Below are 17,945 nucleotides of genomic sequence, written 5' to 3'. Positions count from 1 at the left end.
CGTCGAAGATGGTAGGCGCCACCGGGAACACGCCGCGATAGGGGCGCTGGGCCTTGTGTGGGGTGACCGGCATCGAACTCTCCATCCCTGATTTTCTTGCACATCTACAACCGCACGCGCGCGGCGAAACAGATGTACTCGGCGCGCGCATCGGCGGCAATGCCGATCCGCACGACGCGGGATGATGGCCTTAAGCGGTTTTCACCGCACCAAGGAAGCCCTCGACCGCGGTGCGGAGACGATCGGCGTCCGCCGACATCTTCTTGACGGACTCTGACAGCACCGTGCCGGCGTTGCCGGTCTCCTGGTTGAGCTTGGCGACGCTGCCGATGGTGTCGGTGACTTCACGGGTGCCCTGGGCGGCCTGCTGGAAGTTGCGCGAGATCTCGGTGGTGGCGGCGCGCTGCTGCTCGACCGCCGCCGCGATTGCCGTCATTTTCTCGTCGATGCCGCTGATGGCCCCACCGATCGAGCGGATCGCGCTCACGGCCTGTCCGGTCGCACCCTGGATCTCCTCGACCTGGCGCGAGATTTCTTCGGTCGCAGTGGCAGTCTGGGCCGCGAGGCTCTTGACCTCGCCGGCGACCACGGCAAAGCCGCGACCAGCCTCACCCGCACGGGCAGCCTCGATGGTGGCGTTCAAGGCCAGCAAATTGGTCTGGCCGGCAATGGCGTGAATCATCTTCACGACCTCGCTGATGCGACCTGCGGTCTGGTCGAGAACCTCGACCGTCGCGTTGGTCCGCTCGGCCTGCGACACGGCTTCACGGGCCTCACGCGCGCTCGACTGCACTTGCGCGGAGATCTCGCCGACGGAAGCGGAAAGCTCTTCGGTCGCGGCCGCGATGGTCTCGAGATTGTTGGTGGCCTGCTCGGCAGAGGAGGCGACTGCCGCGGTCTGGTTGCTCGATTCCGAGACCAGCGTGCGCACATCGGTCGCGGTGGCGTCGAGCTCCCTCGCCGACGCCGCGACGCTGTGGATGACGGCCTGCACGGTGGCGTCGAAGCTGCGGCAGGCTTCGTCCACGGTGCCGGAGCGGGCGAGCTGAAGCGCCTGCTGCGATTCGCGCTCCCGGCCGAGACGCTCGGCCGTTGCCGCGCTCTCGCGCAGGCTTTCGAGCGCGGCCGCCATGGTGCCGAACTCGTCGGGATAGCGAGATTGCGGGACGGGCGTCGCATAATCGCGCGCGCCGATCCGGGCGATGGCATCGAGTATGGCGCGCACCGGGCGCATCAGTCGATTGCGCACAACATAGACACCGGCAAGCGTGACCGCCAGCGCGGCCAGAAACCCGATCGACTGCATGACGAGGTTGGTGAGTGCCTTGGCCTGAACGGATTCGGCCCGTGCGATCGATTGATCCAGCGCCTTGGTCGCGACTCCCACGATCAGCGGGAACGGCGACTGGCACAGCGTGTTCCACTCCGAAGCCGGCATTGCAGGTTTGCCGCTGCCGTCGAAGTTCTTGGTCATGTCGCCGATCTGCTTGAGGACGCCGTCGGTCTTGGCCTGGGCTTCCTTCGCCGCGGTGACCAGCTCCGCGCTGACATCGGGCGCTGCGAGCAGCTCGCCCATGCCGGCCCAGCCGGAGGCGATGGTGCCGTCCCATTGCGCAAGCGAGCGCTTCTGGGTGTCGTCGAGTGGCTTGCTGCTGTTGACGTTCGAGCGCAGCATCGAGCAATGGATGCCGTAACGGTCGCGCACCTGCCAGGCGAAGCGGCGGACCTGGATCATGCGGGCGATGTAGGGATCGTTCATCCAGGCGCGGTTCGACACCGCGGTGGAGGCGAGATTGGCGGTGTCGATCACCTTGGTGACGGCATCGTACCAGGAATTGGTCCGCTCGATCTTGCGCTCGGCGCGCGGACGCTTGGCTTCGTCGTAGAACAGCTGGAATTGCGGCGCGGCTTCATCCCAGCGCTGCTTCAGCGTGCTGGCGAGTTCGTCGCGGCGTGCGAATTCGACGGTGGCAAGCGCGGAGCTGACGCCGTCATAACCGCCCTGCTCTGCCTTCTCGGCATCGGCGAGCTTGGCGCGCGGATCGTCTTCGCCGAGGATGGCACTCTGGGCATCGCCGCGATTGTTACGCAGTGCGAGCACGCCGTGGAAGATCGCCTTGTCGGCAGCAGCCAGCCGCGCGGTCTCGAGACTGTCGCTGTAGCGACCGAAGGCTCCGAACATCTGGATCGCCGTGGAAGCCAGCGCGCCAATCGCCAGCAAGGCCATCAGGGTCAGAAGCAGCGAGCTTACCGATTTCTTAAACATCGCCATGGGGTCACGAGGGGCTTCGGAAAAGGCCACCTTGCAGCGCGACATGCCAAAGATCGGTTAAGGTTTTAGTCAAATTGCCGAGAGTTCCTGGCATGCCCGGGCTTTCCGCTAACGAAATCAGGCAACTTTCGTGAAATCCGGCGGCCGCCGCTCGGCAAACGCCGTAAACGCCTCCCGCGCCTCCGCTGTGCGCAGGCGCAGCGCGAACTGCTCGCCCTCTGCCTGCATCTGCGCGACCAGCGCCTCGCCGTTGCGCATCAGCTTCTTGGTCGCGGTGAGCGCGCCGGCCGGCTGGCGAGCGAGTCGCTGCGCCAGCGCGAGCGCCTCCGCGTCGAGCTTGTCGAGCGGCACCACGCGGTTGGCGAGACCCCAGTTCAGCGCGGATGTCGCCGGCACGGTCTCGCCGAGCGCGAACATTTCGTAGGCGCGGGCATAGCCGATGCGGGCCGGCATCAACAGGCTGGAGGCAGCCTCCGGCACCAGCGCAAGGCTGACGAAGGGCGTCGACAATTGCGCATTGTCGGCGAGCACGACGAGATCGCAATGCAAGAGCATCGTGGTGCCGACGCCGACGGCGCGGCCCTGCACCGCGGCGACCAGCGGCCTTGTGCAGCGCGCCAGCGACTGGATGAAGCGAACGACGTTACGGCTGCCTTCCGACTTGCCGGATGCCACCGCCGCGAACTCGCCGACATCGTTGCCGGCGGTGAACATGTCACCCTCACCGCGGATCAGGATCACGCGGGCGGAGGGATCGGACTCGGCGGATACGATGGTGTCGGCGAGCTTGCCGTACATCGCATCCGTCAGTGCGTTCTTCTTGTCGGGACGCGCCAGGGTGATGGTGAGAATTCCGCCGTTGTTCTCGATTCGGACGTGCTCGGTCATTGCGCTCTCCTTATTCCTCTGGTGATCTCGAAGTGTCTCTCGGAAACTTGTCCCGAATGCTGGTGAGCCAGCGCGCCACGATGTCGATCTCCGCAGCCGTGAACCCGTCCGTCAGCGCCGCGTTGATCTCGGCGGCCGACGTTTTCGCCCGCGCCAGCGCGCTCCGCCCCTTCGGCGTCAGCCACACCCGAAAGGCGCGTCCGTCCTCGCGATCGGCGCGCCGCTCGATCAGTCCTGCGGCTTCCATGCGATCGACGAGGCCGGAAATACCGGCCGGCCCCATGTCCAGCGCCGCGCCCGCTTCGCCCATCAGCGCGCCGTCCTGCTTGCCGAGAATGAACAGCAGCCCCGCCTGCGCCGGCGTCACCTCACTCTCGGGCTGCGACGCCATCCAGCGCTGCAACCGGCGTTGTGCGACGCTCAGGAGGTAGATCAGCCGGTGGTGGCTCGCCGCGGCGGATTTATTTCGCATGCGAAATAGATAACCGACACCGGCACTCTTGTCAAAGCGCGGCCGTCAGGCCGATTTGGCGCGGCAGCCGTCGAGGAACAGGGTGGCGCAGGTCTGCACGCGCCGTTCGATCTGCTTGCGCGACGGCAATGGTAGGCCACCATAGATCGCGGCGCGCTGAGGCGCCGATGCGACCATGCCGACCAGCATGCCGGCGACTTCCTCGGGATCGTCGATTGCGATGCGCTTACGCTTGACCTGGAGACGCAACCAGCCGGCCAGCGCCTTGGCGGTACGAGCAATGCCGTTGTTGTAGAAATTGGCGGCGAGCTCGGGAAATGTGGCGGATTGCTGCAGCACCATGCGCTGCAACGCCACGACCTCGGGATCGAGCGCGAGATCGGCGCAGGCGAGCAACGCGGCGTGCAGGCCGGTTTCGATATCGACCTCGTCGCTCCCTTGCAGGTCGACCGCCGAGAGCAGTCGCTCCAGCCTGTCCGCGCACATCGCTTCGAACAGCGCGGCCTTGCCCGGGAACAGCCGATACAAGGTCTTGGTCGAGATGCCGGCGCCGCGCGCGAGCTCCTCGGTGCTGGTCGCGGCATAGCCCTCGGCAGCAAACGTATGCCGCGCGGCTTCGAGGACGATCTGCTTCGTTTCCTCGTCGCTGCGCACCGGAGGCCGGCCGCGCGGGCGGCAGCCACTGTCTGATTTTGCCTGAGCCATGCTTTTAAATGACGCCTGTCATTCCATTGACAATTCCCAAGCTAGTCTCATTTTGGAAATTATCAAGTTTCCTAATTCAGGGGAGCCGGCCATGACCGTCCACACGACCCCGTCCGCTGCCGCCCAGACCGCCATTCCCGCGACCGCACGCGAGGGCATCCTGCCGGCCACGCCGACCGGAGCCACCAAGAAAAAGCTGAATCTTCGCAAGCTGTTGCTGATGGGTGCGGCGGCCGTCGCATTGGCCGGCGCCGGCTGGTATGGCTACGATTACTGGACCGTCGGCCAGTACCTCGTCTCCACCGATGACGCCTATGTGAAGGCGGACAACACCACCATCGCACCCAAGGTCAGCGGCTATCTCAACGGTGTCTTGGTCTCCGATAACGAGCATGTGAAGGCCGGCCAGGTGCTGGCCCGGATCGACGATCGCGACTTCAAGGTGGCGCTCGACCAGGCCAAGGCCGATGTCGCCGCCGCGAATGCGACGGTGACCAGCAAGGAGGCCCAGCTCGATGTTCAGCAGGCGGTGATCGCCGCCGCCAAGGCGACTATCGACGTCGACACCGCCGCCAAGACCTTCGCGGAGCAGGAGAACAAGCGCTACAGCGATCTCGCCAAGACCGGCTATGGCAGCGTGCAGAACGCGCAGCAGGCGCAGGCCCGCGACGCCGGCGCGGACGCGACGATCGCGCGCGACAACGCCAACCTGATCTCCGCCCGGAAGCAGGTCGATCTGCTCAAGGCGGAGATCGTGCAGGCCAAGGCCGCTACTGCCCGCGCCGCCGCGATCCAGCAGCAGGCCGAGCTCAATCTAGGCTACACCACGATCGTTTCGCCGATCGACGGGATCGTCGGCAACCGCTCCTTGCGCGTCGGCCAGTTCGTGCAGGCGGGCACGCAGCTGATGTCGATCGTGCCGGCGGACGGTGCTTACGTCGTCGCCAATTTCAAGGAAACGCAGCTCACCCACGTGAAGGCCGGGCAGGCGGTCGATATCGAGGTCGACATGTTCCCGGGCCAGGTCGTGCACGGTCACGTCGACTCCCTCGCGCCGGCGAGCGGCCAGGAATTCGCGCTGCTGCCGCCGGACAATGCCACGGGCAATTTCACCAAGGTGGTGCAGCGCATCCCGGTCAAGATCCTGCTCGATGCCGCGAATGCACCGGCGATCACGCTGCGGCCCGGCATGTCCGTCATCCCAACCATTGCAACACGTTCGACCGCGCCGGCCGCGAACGCGGACGCCGCGTCCAAAGCGAAGCTCGTCTCCGGAGGGTCGTGCCATGTCAAACAGCCTGTCACTTTCGACGCCGGCATCACCGGCCGCGACGCCTGAGCGCGCGCCTGCCGATCCCAACCGCGCGAGCGCCGCGGTCTGGGTCGCCGTGCTCGCCGCCATGATCGGCTCGTTCATGGCGATCCTGAATATCCAGATCACCAACGCCTCGCTCGGCAATATCGAGGGCGGCATCGGCACCGGCGCCGACAACGGCTCCTGGATCTCGACGTCCTATCTGATCGGCGAGATCATCGTGATCCCGCTGACCGATTATCTCAGCCGCGTGTTCACGTTCCGCCGCTACATGCTGGCGAGCGCGACGCTGTTCGCGGCGTTCTCGGTCGCTTGTGCCTTCACCCATGATTTGCCCTCGATGATCGCGATGCGCGGCCTGCAAGGCTTTGCCGGCGGCGTGTTGATCCCGATGGCGTTCACGCTGGTGCTGACCAAGCTGCCAAAGCCGCAGCAGCCGGTCGGCCTTGCGATCTTCGCGTTGTCGGTGACCTTCGCCCCCGCGATCGGGCCGACCATCGGCGGTTATCTCACCGAGAATTACGGCTGGCGCACCATCTTCTTCGTCAACGTGCTTCCGACCGCCGTCATGGTGGCCGCGCTCTATCTGACGCTGGAGCGCACGAAGATGCAGCTCGGCCTTCTGAAGGACGGCGACTGGGCCGGCATCGTCACCATGGCGATCGGGCTGTCGGCGCTGCAGGCCGTGCTCGAGGAAGGCAACAAGGACGACTGGTTCTCATCGCCCTTCATCGTCAAGCTCGCGATCGTCGCGGCCGTGAGCCTGACGCTGTTCGTCACGATCGAGCTCACGATCGAAAAGCCGCTGATCCGGCTGCGCCTGTTGACACAGCGCAATTTCGGCTTCGGCACCATCGCGATGACGATGGTCGGCTTCGCGCTGTTCGGCTCGGTCTACATCCTGCCCGCCTATCTCGGCCAGGCCCAGGGCTACAATGCCGAGCAGATCGGCAATGTGCTGGCCTGGACCGGCTTGCCGCAGCTGATGCTGATCCCGCTGATCCCGAAACTGATGCAACGCTTCGACACGCGCTACATCGCCATCACGGGCCTTTTGATCTTCGCCTATAGCTGCTTCATGAACACGGCGATGTCGCCGGACTACGCCGGCGACCAGCTCTGGATCCCGAACATCGTGCGCGCGGTCGGCCAGGCCATGGTGCTGACGCCGCTGACCTCGGTGCTGACGGGCGGCATCGCGCCGCAGGATGCGGCCGCCGCCTCCGGCATCAGCAACATGTTCCGCAATCTCGGCGGCGCCATCGGCACGGCGACGCTCGCCACCATCATCACCAAGCGCGAGCAGTTCCACTCCAACATCATCGGCCAGTCGGTCACGCTCGGCCGCGAGGAGGTCCGCAGCCGCATCGCGCAGATGACGGATTACTTCATGGCCCACGGCGTGCCCGATCCCCACGCCGCGCGCGAGCAGGCCATCATTGCGCTCGGCAAGACGGTGAAGCGCCAGGCGCTGGTGATGGGCTATTCAGACGCCTTTGCGTTAATCGGCGCGGTGCTGGTGCTCGCCGCGATCGCGGTGCTGCTGACGCGAAGGGTGAAGGCCGCGGGTGGACCGGCGCATTAGAAGGCGGAGTTCGTCATGCCCGGGCTTGTCCTGGGCATCCACGTCCTCTGTTGCACGGCAAGGCTTGGATGGCCGGGACAAGCCCGCCATGACGCCGTGGTGACGATCGGTGCCCTAAGGCGCGCATGTGAAGCTTGCGACCTCCTTCACCGGACCCTCTTTGTAATGCGGCCATGTCGGCCAGCGGCACAGCGGCAGCGCACGCAGCACCGCGAATGACGGCGCCTCGACCTTCTGCTCGCTGACTTCGAGATCGCCGGGCGCCTTGCCTTTCTCGACCCAGTCGACCAGCACGCTCAACATGTCGACATTGGCCGGCGCACCGGAGCCGACATGGTCAACGCCGGGTGCGGTGTAGAGCCGCGCGAATTCGGCCGTCTCCGCCTTGCCGAGCTTGCGCTCGACGCTCTCGAAATAGCGAATACCTGCATAGGGGCTCTGCGCGTAATCCGCCATGTGCTCGAGCATGATCAGCCGGCCGCCGCGCGCCCGGAATCGGCTGAGATCGGGATCGGTCGAATCCATCAGGCTGGAGACTTCGAGCAGCCGCGCTTTGTGGTCCTCCACCTTGTAGGTGGTGACGTCGAGCTTGGGATCGCGCGCAAACACGTATTGAATGCCGCCGGCACCGTAGATCCAGGCAATGCCGTTGTTGGGCGCGGGCGGCTGCGCCGGCGGCGCGCTGCCGAGCCACCACGCAGACCAGCCGCCGGTCGGGCCGGTTGCCGGCGTGTCCTCGCCCGAGACGCCCCAGCCCGGATAATCGTCGAGGCCATTGGCGAGTGTGAACGGGAATTTGTAGGTGGCGTGCAGCGTATTGATTGCCTTGATCTGTGCGTCGCTGAGGCACTCGTCGCCGCTGTTGCCGTCGGCGCAACGCAAGGTCTCGACCTTGAACGTCGCTTTGCAGCCCACGGCGTCCAGCACCAGCGCGTCGTCGGAGCCGTCGGCCTTGTCGCAAGCGGCTCGCACAGCATCACCGACGAGCTTCACCTGCGCAGGACTGATCCAGCCCTGCCCCATGGTCACGAGGCCTGAGCGCGTACCCGCATGCTGCAGGCCCACCCAATTGATGACGGGCACGCGGGCGAAAATGCCGTCGAAATCGTCAGGATAGCGCTGGGCCATGGTCAGGCCTTCGCGGCCGCCCTCGGACGAGCCCATGAAGTACATTTTTTCGGGCTTCTTGCCGTAGGCGCGCTGCATCAGCGCGACCGCGGCGTCGCGAACCTTCTTGTAGGCACGATGGGCAAAATTCTCGAAGGCCTCGTCGTTGAGCGCAAAGAGCTGCGGTGGCTCGCCCGGCCGGGTCTCATGGCCGGAATCGGTGCCGTAGGTGACAAAACCGCGCGCGAGCGGCGACGGCTTGTCGAAGGGATAGGCCGGCGGCAATCCAAGGCCGGTAATCAGCACGCCGTTGAAACCGCCGCCGCCATATTGCACCGAGCGGCCGTTCCATTCGATCGGAAGATTGACCTGGAATTTGATCGGCGGCGCCATGGGATCGGCGGGGTCGATATGACCGAGCACCTTGCAGAAGGCAGGATTGGCCGGCATGACGCGTCCCGACGGCGTCGGCCCGCGTTCAGCGAGGGCTAAAGGCGATGGTGCCAACATCGTCGCGGCATCGATCTTCACCGCATCGGTGCCGCCGGCGAGGCCCTTGCAGACCGTGTCCGCATCCTCAGCCAAGGTGACCGCCGATGCGCCGCCCGCCCCCAATGCAATGGACACCCCCACGCATAACGCACAGAAATTCGCCCGCATCCGCGCCATCGTTTCCTCCTATCGCTTCTATTTCTTGTTCACTTCGCCAGGAGGCCGCATTCAAAGCGACCTCCTGGCGGACGTCAATTCGGCGGTCTAATGCTCGAACACCAGCCGAGCGCCGACCGTGCCCTCGAGGCTGCGGATCTGCGCGAGCAGCGCGGCCGAATCCTGGCCGCCGAGATCGGCATCGAGCACGACGTAGCCGAGGTCGCCGGCAGTCTCCAGATATTGCGCGGCGATGTTGATATCGCGCTGAAGGAAGACTTCGTTCAGACGGCGCAGCATGCCCGGCACGTTGCGATGGACATGACTGAAGCGCGCGCCGGAAGGGCGCAGATGCAGCTGTACCTCCGGGAAGTTCACCGCGCCCATGGTCGATCCCGTGATGAAATAGTCGACCAGTTTTCGCGCGACCTCGCCGCCGATGCGCTCCTGCGCTTCCTCGGTCGAGCCGCCGACATGCGGGGTGAGGATGACGTTGTTGAGGCCCTGCACCGGGCTCGTGAATCGCTCCGAGTTGGAGGAGGGCTCGACCGGAAAGACGTCGATCGCAGCGCCGGCGATGTGACCGTCGCGCAAGGCGCCCGCAAGCGCATCGAGATCGACCACGGTGCCGCGGCTGTTGTTGATGAAGAACGAGCCCGGCCTCATCGTCCGCAATTCCTTCTCGCCGATCATGCCGGCGGTTTCCGGCGTCTCCGGTACGTGCAGGCTGACGACGTCGCTCTGCGCCAAGAGCTCCTCCAGCTTCTCGACCGGCTCGGTGTTACCGTGGCGAAGCTTGTCGGTGCGGTCGTAATAGATCACGCGCATGCCCATGGCTTCGGCCAGCGTCGAGAGCTGCGAACCGATATTGCCATAGCCGACGATGCCGAGAGTGCGGCCGCGCACCTCATGGCTGCCGGCCGCGGACTTGTCCCAGCCGCCCCCATGAGACGACACCGAGCGCGGAAAGATCTGCCGCAGCAGCATCACGATCTCGCCGATCACGAGCTCGGCGACGCTTCGCGTGTTGGAGAACGGCGCGTTGAACACGGGAATGCCGCGCTTGCGCGCCGCCAGCAGATCGACCTGGTTGGTGCCGACGCTGAAGCAGCCGACCGCGAGCAGCCCGTCGGCGGCGGCCAGCACCTCGTCGGTGATCTGGGTGCGCGAGCGGATACCGAGCAGCGAGACGCCCTTGAGTGCCTTGCGCAGATCCTCGCCGTCCAGCGCCTTGGTCAGGCGCTCGACATTGGTGAAGCCTGCGTTCTTGAAGAGGTCGACGGCGCTGTCATTGACGCCTTCGAGCAGCAGCGCCTTCGCACTCCGCTCAGGGCTTTGGCCTGGGGCTGACATTGAATCTCCTGAAATGACGGCTTTGCGGCAGCTCATAGACCGCCGACGGTGCAAAGGACAATAGGGTTTGGATACGGGGAGAGGATGGCAGGGGCGGAACGCCTGGCATCCCACCAATATCTCCGTCATACCGCACCACAGCCCCGTCATCCTGAGGTGCGCACCCTTGCGAGCCTCGAAGGATGAACGGCCCCGATGCCTCCGCACGGCGAAAAGCCGGGCCGTCGCCCTTCGAGGCTCGCCAAAGGGCGAGCACCTCAGGGTGACGGTATTCAGACTCAGATCACATAAAACCCGTGCGTGCCGTCGAGGCGGAGCTGCTCGACGAGGCCGTATTCCCAATCGAGATAGGCTTGCATCGCCTTCTCCGCGATGTCGGTGCCTTCATAGGGCCGGCGGTAGCGATGGGCCGGGTCGGGCTTCGGAAGCACGAGCGGCGGACCAATCTCCAGCGTGCCGTCATAGCCGCCCTCGCGCACATAGACCTCCCAGCCCATCTGCGCGAGCCAGGAGGCCGTCATGTCGGCGCGCACGCCTTTGTCGTCGGTCAGGACGATGCGCGCGCCGCGCACCGGTGCGGCCATGTCGGTCTCCTGCACGAGCTGGCCGCCGGGATAATGGCGGAAGCCCGGGAGATGGCCGGCGGCATATTCTTCGGCGTCGCGCACGTCGAAACGATAGAGCGTGCGATCGGCCTCTGCGACGAGCGCCGCCATCTCGCTCGCGTCGATGTGACGGACACCGGCGCGATAGGCGACGTCGCGGGCATTGGCCGGGCCGCCGTCGAACGACCCGATCGCGCCGCGCCTGTCCGCGCCGTGGTTGAGCGCATGCCGCGCCAGCGTCCAGCCGATGGTGCCGTTGCGCAGTGCCCGCACCTTATTCGGCACGCCGGCGTTGATCAGCGACTGGGTGCCGATGATCGAGCGCGTGCGGCCGGCGCAATTCACGATGATCGTGGTGTCAGGATCGGGCGCGGCCTGCCCTGCCCGCAGCACCAGCTCCGCGCCGGGCACGCTGATTGAACCCGGGATGTTCATGGTCGCGTATTCGTCGAAGCGGCGGACGTCGAGGATGGAGATATTGGCCTTGTCGGCGATCAGCTTTGCGACTTCGTCGGCGCTGAACGAGGGCGTGTGGCGGCGCGCCTCGACCAGCTCGCCGAATGCCTTCGAATAGGAATTGACGTCCTCGAACATCTGATAGCCGGCATCGCGCCAGGCCTGCAGCCCGCCGTCGAGCGCACGGACGTTGGTGTAGCCGAGGGCCGCAAGCTGCGCGGCAGCCCCGGCAACCAGTCCCTCACCGTTGTCATAGAGCACGATCGCCACGTCCTTGCGCGGCAGCCTCACCTCGGCCTCGATCGCGATGCGGTCCGCGGACATGTTCGCCGCGAACAGCGGATGGCCGGTGGCGAAGGCGGCCTCATATCGGAGATCGAGCAGCGCGATCTCCTTGCGCAGCAGCAGCGCGCGGCGGATATCGGCGGGCGTAACGGTGGAGAGCTTCATGGCAAAAACCCTGGTGAGGCGAGCCATGAGCTTTTGAACCATTGCGACGGCCTTGGCTAGCCACCCCACTGCAGGGCGGCCTCAGCCTGCGGCGGCCAGCTGCTTTTCGATGATGCTTGCCACCCGCACCGGCGTCTCCAGCATGGAATAATGGCCGGCATCCTCAATGGTCTCGAACGTCACGCTGGGATAGGCGAGAGTAAAAGCATTTCGCAGGGGCTCGCCGCGGTAGAACGGAATATCCAGCGCGCCGGTCACGACATGCAGCGGCGCGGTCAGCCCATGCGTTCCCTCGGTGATGGCGGAGGTCGTGAACATCCTGAGATAGCCGCGCATCGCCTCCGGCGTAGCCGCCGCGCGCGCGATCGCAAGCTTGCGATGCAGCCAGCCGGCGCCGTAGCGGCTGGCGGTGCGCGCGGTGATCGCGCGGCCGGCCGCCTCGTCCTCGTCGATGACGGCGTTGAGCGCCTTCAACGCCGCCTCGTCGGCGCGGAAGCCGGTCGGCGGCACCGGCGAGAACAGCGTGACGCTCTGGATCCGGCCGGCGGCCTGAAGCGCGAGCTTCTGCGCCACGAGGCCGGACATCGAATGCCCGACCAGATGGAAACGCGCGATCGCAAGCTCATCAGTGCTGCGCAGCACATCAGCGACCGCCTCGTCCAGCGTGTAGGCGCCGCTCATGCCGCGCGACCAGCCATAGCCGCGGAGATCCATGAACACAACGCTGTGACGCGCGGGATCGAGATAAGGCAGCACCTGTTCCCAGTTGACGTGGTCGCCGAGCCATTCATGCAGTACCACGCAAGCAACCGGACCATTGCCGACGCGGCAATGGCCGAGCCGGGTGCCGGTGGCCAGCTGCGGCGCGGGCCAGGCAGACGGTGAGGTCGCGGCCGCGCCGGCGCTTTGGGCAAAAGCCGGCGTGGCGGCCATGGCGGCGGTGGCAGTCAATCCGAGGCCCTTCAGAACATTGCGGCGTTGCATGTGTTTTCCTCCCCCGCGTCACCAGTTGTGATCGGCGCGTCTGCCAGATAGCGCCACCGCCATGCGCGGGAGAAATTGATTTCTGCAATGGCTTCATTGATAAATCTCATTCTGGCTGCCGTGTTGCTGGACCAGCACGGCTCCGTCCGGAGTTTCCGCCATGCCAACGACCCTCGATATCGACACGCTCCGGTCCCTGCTCGCCATCGTCGAGCTGAAGAGCTTTTCGCGCGCCGCGCAGCGGCTGGGGCGGTCGCAGTCTGCGATCAGTCTCCAGATCATCAGGCTCGAAGCCGTGGTCGGCCTTCCCCTGCTGAACCGTGCCCGCGGCCGTGTGCTCGGCCCGACCGCGAAGGGCGCCGAACTCGTGGCACATGCGCGCGAGATGATCGCGCTCAACGAGCGCGCAGTTGCCGCCATGCGCGCGCCGCATCCGGGTGAGCCGATCAGGCTCGGCGTTCCCTCAGATTTCCTCGAGCGCGATTTCACATCGGCCATCGGCGAGATCCGTGCGCGCTTTCCCGACGCGCGCCTGTCGCTGCGCACCGGCCTGTCGGCGCGGCTCGCCGAAGACGTCGGCTGCGGCCGGCTCGATCTTGCCTTCTACAAGCGTGCGCCGTCGAATGCGGCTAGCGCCGCGATCGCGTTCGAGCCGATGGCATGGTTCGGCAAGGCCTTGTCTGGCAAGGCTGTGGTGCAATCGGGCGCCGCCGTTCCGCTGGTGGCATTCGCCGAGGGCTGCGCCTATCGCGACGAGGCGCTGCGCGGCCTGCGCCTCGTCGGACGTGAGTGGGCCGTGGCCTGCGAAGCAGGTTCGCTCTCCGCACTGGTCGGCGCCGTCAAGGCCGGTCTCGGCTATGCCGCCTTGCCGGTGAGGCTCGGGATGCGGAAGGCGCTGCGGCCCGCAGGCGATCTGGCCGACCTGCCCCAGCTCAATGCCGTCGAGCTCGCCCTAGACATTGCCGCGGGCTGCGACCTGCCCGTCACCCGCGCGATTGGCGGCATCATCGCCGAACGTTGCGCGCTGGCGTGACGGCCGCAGCTTGCGGCGCGACAGGTACAGCAGCACGCCCGTCACCGCGAACAGCGGCATCAGCGCCGCGGCGATCATGAAGGCGAGCTTGCCGGGCCAGCCCAAAACCGCGCCGCGGTGGATGTCGAGCACGTTGGCGATGACCCTCTCGCCGAACGTCTTGTCGGCGTAACGCTCGGCCGAGGCCAGCTGCCCCGTAACCGCATCGATGCGGAATTCATCGCGCGTGGTATCGAGCGCGGAATCCTTCCCCCACGACCGGATCCGTATCAATGTGCCCGGGCCAGCCGGCAGCGTGAACAACGCCCTGGAGAAATGGTCGCCTTCCTCGCGCCGGAACGTCGTCCATGCCTGATCGAATCCGATCGGCTGGTCCGGTTTTGGTCGCGCGGCCTCGCGCGGCGCCTTTGCGGACATCTTCGGCTGCATCTTTGCAGCCGTGACCTCCGGGCGCGACAGCAGCCAGACGACGCCGTACTTGTACCAGTCGAACGAGTACCACAGCCCGGTCAGCGTCATCACCAGATAGACCGGCAGCACCCACGTGCCGATCACCGCATGCAGCGACCGGTGCAGGGCGCGGCCGCCGAGCCGGAGATTCGGCTTCAGCCACATCTTCACGCTGCCGGCGCGGCGCGGCCAGCGCAGCACGAGGCCCGAGATCAGCATGACGATCAGGCCGATCGCGGCAACGCCGGTGATCTGGCGGCCCCAGCCCTTGGCATCGCCGGGGATCAGCAGCCAGCGATGCAGCCTGCGCACGGTCGCAAAAAATTCCTCGCCACGCGGCGCGCCCAGCACATGCGCATCATAGGGGTCGACACAGAGCGATGCCGGCCGCGCGCCCTGCTCGTCGCGCGCGAAGCGGACACGTACGGCGGCAGCCGGATCGCTCGACAGCGTGACGGCCGAGACCTTGCCGAGGTCCTGCGCCGCCTTCAGCCGGGCTACCAGTTCGTCCGGCATCAGCGCCGGTGCGGTGCGCGGCGCGACGTGCATGATTCCCGCATTGAGGTGGTCGACGATCTCGTCCTCAAAACTCATGATCGCGCCGGTCAGCGCGATCAGCGACAGCAGCAGCGCCAGCGCAAGGCCCGCGATGGAATGGACCTGGAGCAGACCGGCCTTGATGTGATGCCCCAACCTACTCATTGAAGCCGACCTTCTTGAAGAGGGCGATCGCGGCCTGCTGATGCGCGGCGATCTGGTAGATCGGCAGAGCATCGGCGACGAACGCACCGATGTCAGCCACGATCGCCGCGCGCTCCGCCGTGGCAAGCACGGGATATTCGAGCTCGGCGGCGACAAAGATTTTCTGCGCCGCCGGCTTGCGGAGGAGCTCCACAGATTTTTGCGCGGTCGCCGAGTGAGGCGCATGTCTCGCGATGGCGACGCCGGTGAGGCACGCACCTGTAGCGGCAACGCAGGCAGACGCCACCGCGATCATCGGCGCGATGGCTTTGTGCCGCGTCGCCATCGCTAGAACTTCACCGTTGCCGACATCGAGAAGCGGCGGGCATCGCCGATGGCGACATTCAGATTGTTGACGGCGGAGGGATAGTAGACGGTATCGAACAAGTTCTTGACGTTGAACTGATAGATCACCGGCGTATTCTGGTATTTCGTTTCATAGGTCGCGAAAATGTCGGCGACGACATAGGACGGCAAGAAGAAGCTGTTGGTTGCATCGCCGGGGCGGTCGCCGACATAGCGCGCGCCACCACCGAGCCGAAGCTGGCCGGGTAATGCAGTGCCGAAATCATAGACCAGATAAAGTGACGCCGTATTCAGCGCAACATTCTGCAGCTTCCTGCCGTAAAGCGTCGGATCCTCCGACGCCGTAACGCGCGCGTCGGTATAGCCATAGCTGCCGATCAACGCCCAGCTATCGGTGAGCCTGCCGGTGACATCCAGCTCCACACCGCGCGAATGTGCGCGGCCAACGGTGTGAAGTTCGACGTTACCAGCGCTGTTGGTCACCGTCGTCTGCACGTTCTTCTTGTCGAGATCGTAGAGCGCCAGCGTGCCGGAGATGCGCTTGTTCAAATCGAACTTCACACCGGTCTCGTACGAGACGCCCTCCTCGGGCGCGACCTTGGAATCGATCACGATGCCGATCGGCGCAATGGTCGAGTTCGGTTTTAGCGACTCGGTGTAGCTTGCATAAAGCGAGACTTCGTCGGTCAGCTTGAAGATGGCGCCGCCAAGGGGAAGCACCTTATCCTGGGATACGTTGGTATTGGTGTTGAACGGCTTTCCACGCCCGGCGATCTGGTCATAGTCCATGTAACGCACGCCCCCGACCAGTGCGAACCGCTCGGTGAGATGCAACGTGTCCTGGAAGAACAGCGACCACTGGCCAAGCTTATCGGTCTGGGCGCTGTCGGGATTCGAAGGCGTCGTCCCCGGCCCGATCAGTCCGTAGACAGGATTGTAGACATTGAATGCGGGAGTTGTCTGCCGGATCAGGGTGTCACGGTAGATGGTGCGATACTGACCGTCGCCGCCGAACACGACGTCATTGCGCATGTTGCCGAGCCAGAAGCCGCCGGAAACGTACGATGTTCCGTAGCTCACGTTGCTGAGCGAGCTTCCTGTGCCATCATTGCTGCGCGTCTCGGCGCCAGTCGTGAAGTTAATGTTGGTAATGCGGAGCTGGTTGGCGCTGAAAGTCTCGGTGTTGTAGCTGTAGCCGGCGTAGAGCTTCCAGTCCTGGTTGAGGCGATGCTCGACGGAGGCCTGAATCAGGTCCGACGTCCCCCACGTGTTGTTGAAGGGCTCGTCGAGCCGGCGCGTCGCGGGAACCGCCAGCGGCGCTTTCGTTGCCGGATTGAACGCAGTGCCGCGATCGAACGGATAGATGAACTCGCGGTGCTCATAGTTGAGCTGTACCGTTGTGGTCTCGCCATACCAGGCGAGTGACGGCGCAACCAGCATCTCACGGTGACGACCGAAATTGCGCCAATAATCCTCGCTGACGCCGTACCCGATGAAACGATAGGCAAGGCCCTGATCGCCGATCGGACCGGTGATGTCGAGCAGACCGTCGGCGCCGGTCTTGTCGGCACTGAAGGCCGAACCGAGCAGCGTGACTGAACCGTGTTGATAGAGCTCCGGACGCTTGCTGATGGTGTTGACGATGCCGCCGGGGTCCATGATGCCGTAGAGCAGCGAAGCCGGGCCTTTCAGCACCTCGACGCTTTCGACCGCGGAGTTGAAGCTGCGCCCCTGCACCAGCGGCATGCCGTTCCGCATGATCGAGCCGTCGCGATTGTCGCCGAAGCCCCGGCGGATAACGGCGTCCTGCGAACCGGCGAGCGTATTGGTCTGGGTGATGCCGGAGACGTTGATGAGCGCATCGTCGATATTGCGCGGCAGCTGGTCTTTCAACACCTGCTCGGGCACGACGTTCACCGATTGCGAGGTGTCGAGCGGCGAAGCGCCGCTGCGCAGCGTGGTCGCACTCGGCATCGCACGGTAGCCGAGCTTGGCGGCTTGCTGGGCGGCGGCCGCAGCGGCGGCGCGCTCGGAAAGCGTCGGTACGGCTGGTGCGGGATTGGGAGTACGCTGGCGCGCGGCGATTTGCTTCCGCCGTTGGGCCGCCTGTTCCGCTGCGCGCGCCGGCTTCGGCCGCTGTACTGGAGCTTCGACCGCCACCGGCGGCAACGCCGATTGCGCCTGTGCTCCCGTCGTGTTGGAGGCGGATTCAGCGAGCAGCACCGCTGCGCCGAGGAGAAGACCTGCACGGCTCTTGCCGGCACGGGGACGATGGCCACTGACGCGGGGACCATCCACAGAGGCACGCACTTTCGATTCACTTCCAGGTCAGACTCAGCATTGAAGCTGGCGCATCTAGCAGCCGCCGTGGACGAAGAGAACATATCGGCGACTTGAATCGCTCTAGTATTGAATCGTTCTAAGTGCGCGCCCCTCCGCGAGCGACGGTCGCCGCACAATCATCGCGCACCCCAAAAACCCAACACAATTTCTCGATGCGCGGGAGCGCCAATCACGATTTATTCAGACAACCTACCCATATAAACTTAGCAGTTTATCTTCCTATATGCTATTT

Annotated in this window: 15 protein-coding genes; 4 read left to right on the top strand and 11 right to left on the bottom strand. The window is 65.2% G+C overall.

The window, feature by feature from the left end; translation table 11 throughout:
* The first annotated feature begins 62 nt into the window (after positions 1 to 62).
* Positions 63 to 185, top strand: coding sequence for a hypothetical protein (locus tag HYH08_RS37750; protein ID WP_283844189.1), 123 nt, complete (start codon positions 63 to 65; stop codon positions 183 to 185).
* A gap of 5 nt (positions 186 to 190) precedes the next feature.
* Here HYH08_RS37750 and HYH08_RS32135 read toward each other — a convergent pair whose 3' ends face one another.
* The 4 genes from HYH08_RS32135 to HYH08_RS32120 all read right to left on the bottom strand — a co-directional run bounded on the left by HYH08_RS32135 (position 191) and on the right by HYH08_RS32120 (position 4,337).
* On the bottom strand, positions 191 to 2,272 hold the full coding sequence (locus HYH08_RS32135; RefSeq protein ID WP_220013836.1) for a methyl-accepting chemotaxis protein: 2,082 nt from the start codon (positions 2,270 to 2,272) through the stop codon (positions 191 to 193).
* Positions 2,273 to 2,389: 117 nt separating this feature from the next.
* Entirely contained in the window at positions 2,390 to 3,160 is a 771-nt protein-coding gene (locus HYH08_RS32130; protein ID WP_220013835.1) for an enoyl-CoA hydratase, read from the bottom strand.
* Positions 3,161 to 3,170: 10 nt separating this feature from the next.
* A complete protein-coding gene (locus HYH08_RS32125) occupies positions 3,171 to 3,632 on the bottom strand; it encodes a MarR family winged helix-turn-helix transcriptional regulator (protein ID WP_220013834.1) in 462 nt (153 codons plus the stop codon).
* 45 nt (positions 3,633 to 3,677) lie between these two features.
* Positions 3,678 to 4,337 (bottom strand): TetR/AcrR family transcriptional regulator, encoded by a 660-nt coding sequence (locus HYH08_RS32120; protein ID WP_220013833.1) that lies wholly within the window; start codon positions 4,335 to 4,337, stop codon positions 3,678 to 3,680.
* A 91-nt stretch (positions 4,338 to 4,428) separates the two neighbouring features.
* Between HYH08_RS32120 and HYH08_RS32115 the strand changes: the two genes are divergently transcribed.
* On the top strand, positions 4,429 to 5,676 hold the full coding sequence (locus HYH08_RS32115) for an HlyD family secretion protein (RefSeq protein WP_220013832.1): 1,248 nt from the start codon (positions 4,429 to 4,431) through the stop codon (positions 5,674 to 5,676).
* Positions 5,624 to 7,237 (top strand): MDR family MFS transporter, encoded by a 1,614-nt coding sequence (locus HYH08_RS32110; RefSeq protein ID WP_220013831.1) that lies wholly within the window; start codon positions 5,624 to 5,626, stop codon positions 7,235 to 7,237. Before HYH08_RS32115 ends, HYH08_RS32110 begins: the two co-directional genes overlap by 53 nt.
* Before the next feature lie 114 nt (positions 7,238 to 7,351).
* On the opposite strand, the gene HYH08_RS32105 is transcribed toward HYH08_RS32110, so the two are convergent.
* From HYH08_RS32105 to HYH08_RS32090, 4 genes are all read right to left on the bottom strand, one after another.
* Positions 7,352 to 9,013, bottom strand: coding sequence for a tannase/feruloyl esterase family alpha/beta hydrolase (locus HYH08_RS32105; RefSeq protein ID WP_220013830.1), 1,662 nt, complete (start codon positions 9,011 to 9,013; stop codon positions 7,352 to 7,354).
* A gap of 87 nt (positions 9,014 to 9,100) precedes the next feature.
* Positions 9,101 to 10,345, bottom strand: coding sequence for a phosphoglycerate dehydrogenase (serA, locus tag HYH08_RS32100; RefSeq protein WP_220013829.1), 1,245 nt, complete (start codon positions 10,343 to 10,345; stop codon positions 9,101 to 9,103).
* A gap of 278 nt (positions 10,346 to 10,623) precedes the next feature.
* Complete coding sequence (locus HYH08_RS32095) at positions 10,624 to 11,856, bottom strand: rhodanese-like domain-containing protein (RefSeq protein ID WP_220013828.1); 1,233 nt, start codon at positions 11,854 to 11,856, stop codon at positions 10,624 to 10,626.
* A gap of 81 nt (positions 11,857 to 11,937) precedes the next feature.
* Complete coding sequence (locus tag HYH08_RS32090; RefSeq protein ID WP_220013827.1) at positions 11,938 to 12,840, bottom strand: alpha/beta fold hydrolase; 903 nt, start codon at positions 12,838 to 12,840, stop codon at positions 11,938 to 11,940.
* A gap of 160 nt (positions 12,841 to 13,000) precedes the next feature.
* On the opposite strand from HYH08_RS32090, the gene HYH08_RS32085 reads away from it, so the two are divergent.
* The gene (locus HYH08_RS32085; RefSeq protein WP_220013826.1) at positions 13,001 to 13,873 is read left to right on the top strand and encodes a LysR family transcriptional regulator; all 873 of its coding nucleotides are present in this window, start codon (positions 13,001 to 13,003) and stop codon (positions 13,871 to 13,873) included.
* Here the strand turns inward: HYH08_RS32085 and HYH08_RS32080 are convergent.
* From HYH08_RS32080 to HYH08_RS32070, 3 genes are read right to left on the bottom strand one after another with little or no spacing between them, the layout of a single operon-like run.
* Positions 13,793 to 15,025, bottom strand: a complete 1,233-nt coding sequence (locus HYH08_RS32080) for a PepSY-associated TM helix domain-containing protein (protein WP_220013825.1) — start codon at positions 15,023 to 15,025, stop codon at positions 13,793 to 13,795. The genes HYH08_RS32085 and HYH08_RS32080 overlap by 81 nt on opposite strands.
* Complete coding sequence (locus tag HYH08_RS32075; protein ID WP_228748216.1) at positions 15,018 to 15,350, bottom strand: type 2 periplasmic-binding domain-containing protein; 333 nt, start codon at positions 15,348 to 15,350, stop codon at positions 15,018 to 15,020. Before HYH08_RS32075 ends, HYH08_RS32080 begins: the two co-directional genes overlap by 8 nt.
* Positions 15,351 to 15,352: 2 nt before the next feature.
* The gene (locus HYH08_RS32070; protein WP_220013824.1) at positions 15,353 to 17,680 is read right to left on the bottom strand and encodes a TonB-dependent siderophore receptor; all 2,328 of its coding nucleotides are present in this window, start codon (positions 17,678 to 17,680) and stop codon (positions 15,353 to 15,355) included.
* Between the last annotated feature and the right edge of the window lie 265 nt (positions 17,681 to 17,945).

The sequence above is a fragment of the Bradyrhizobium sp. BR 10289 genome (assembly GCF_019455385.1).
Taxonomy (GTDB): domain Bacteria; phylum Pseudomonadota; class Alphaproteobacteria; order Rhizobiales; family Xanthobacteraceae; genus Bradyrhizobium.
This window is presented reverse-complemented; position numbering and strand designations above follow the sequence as displayed.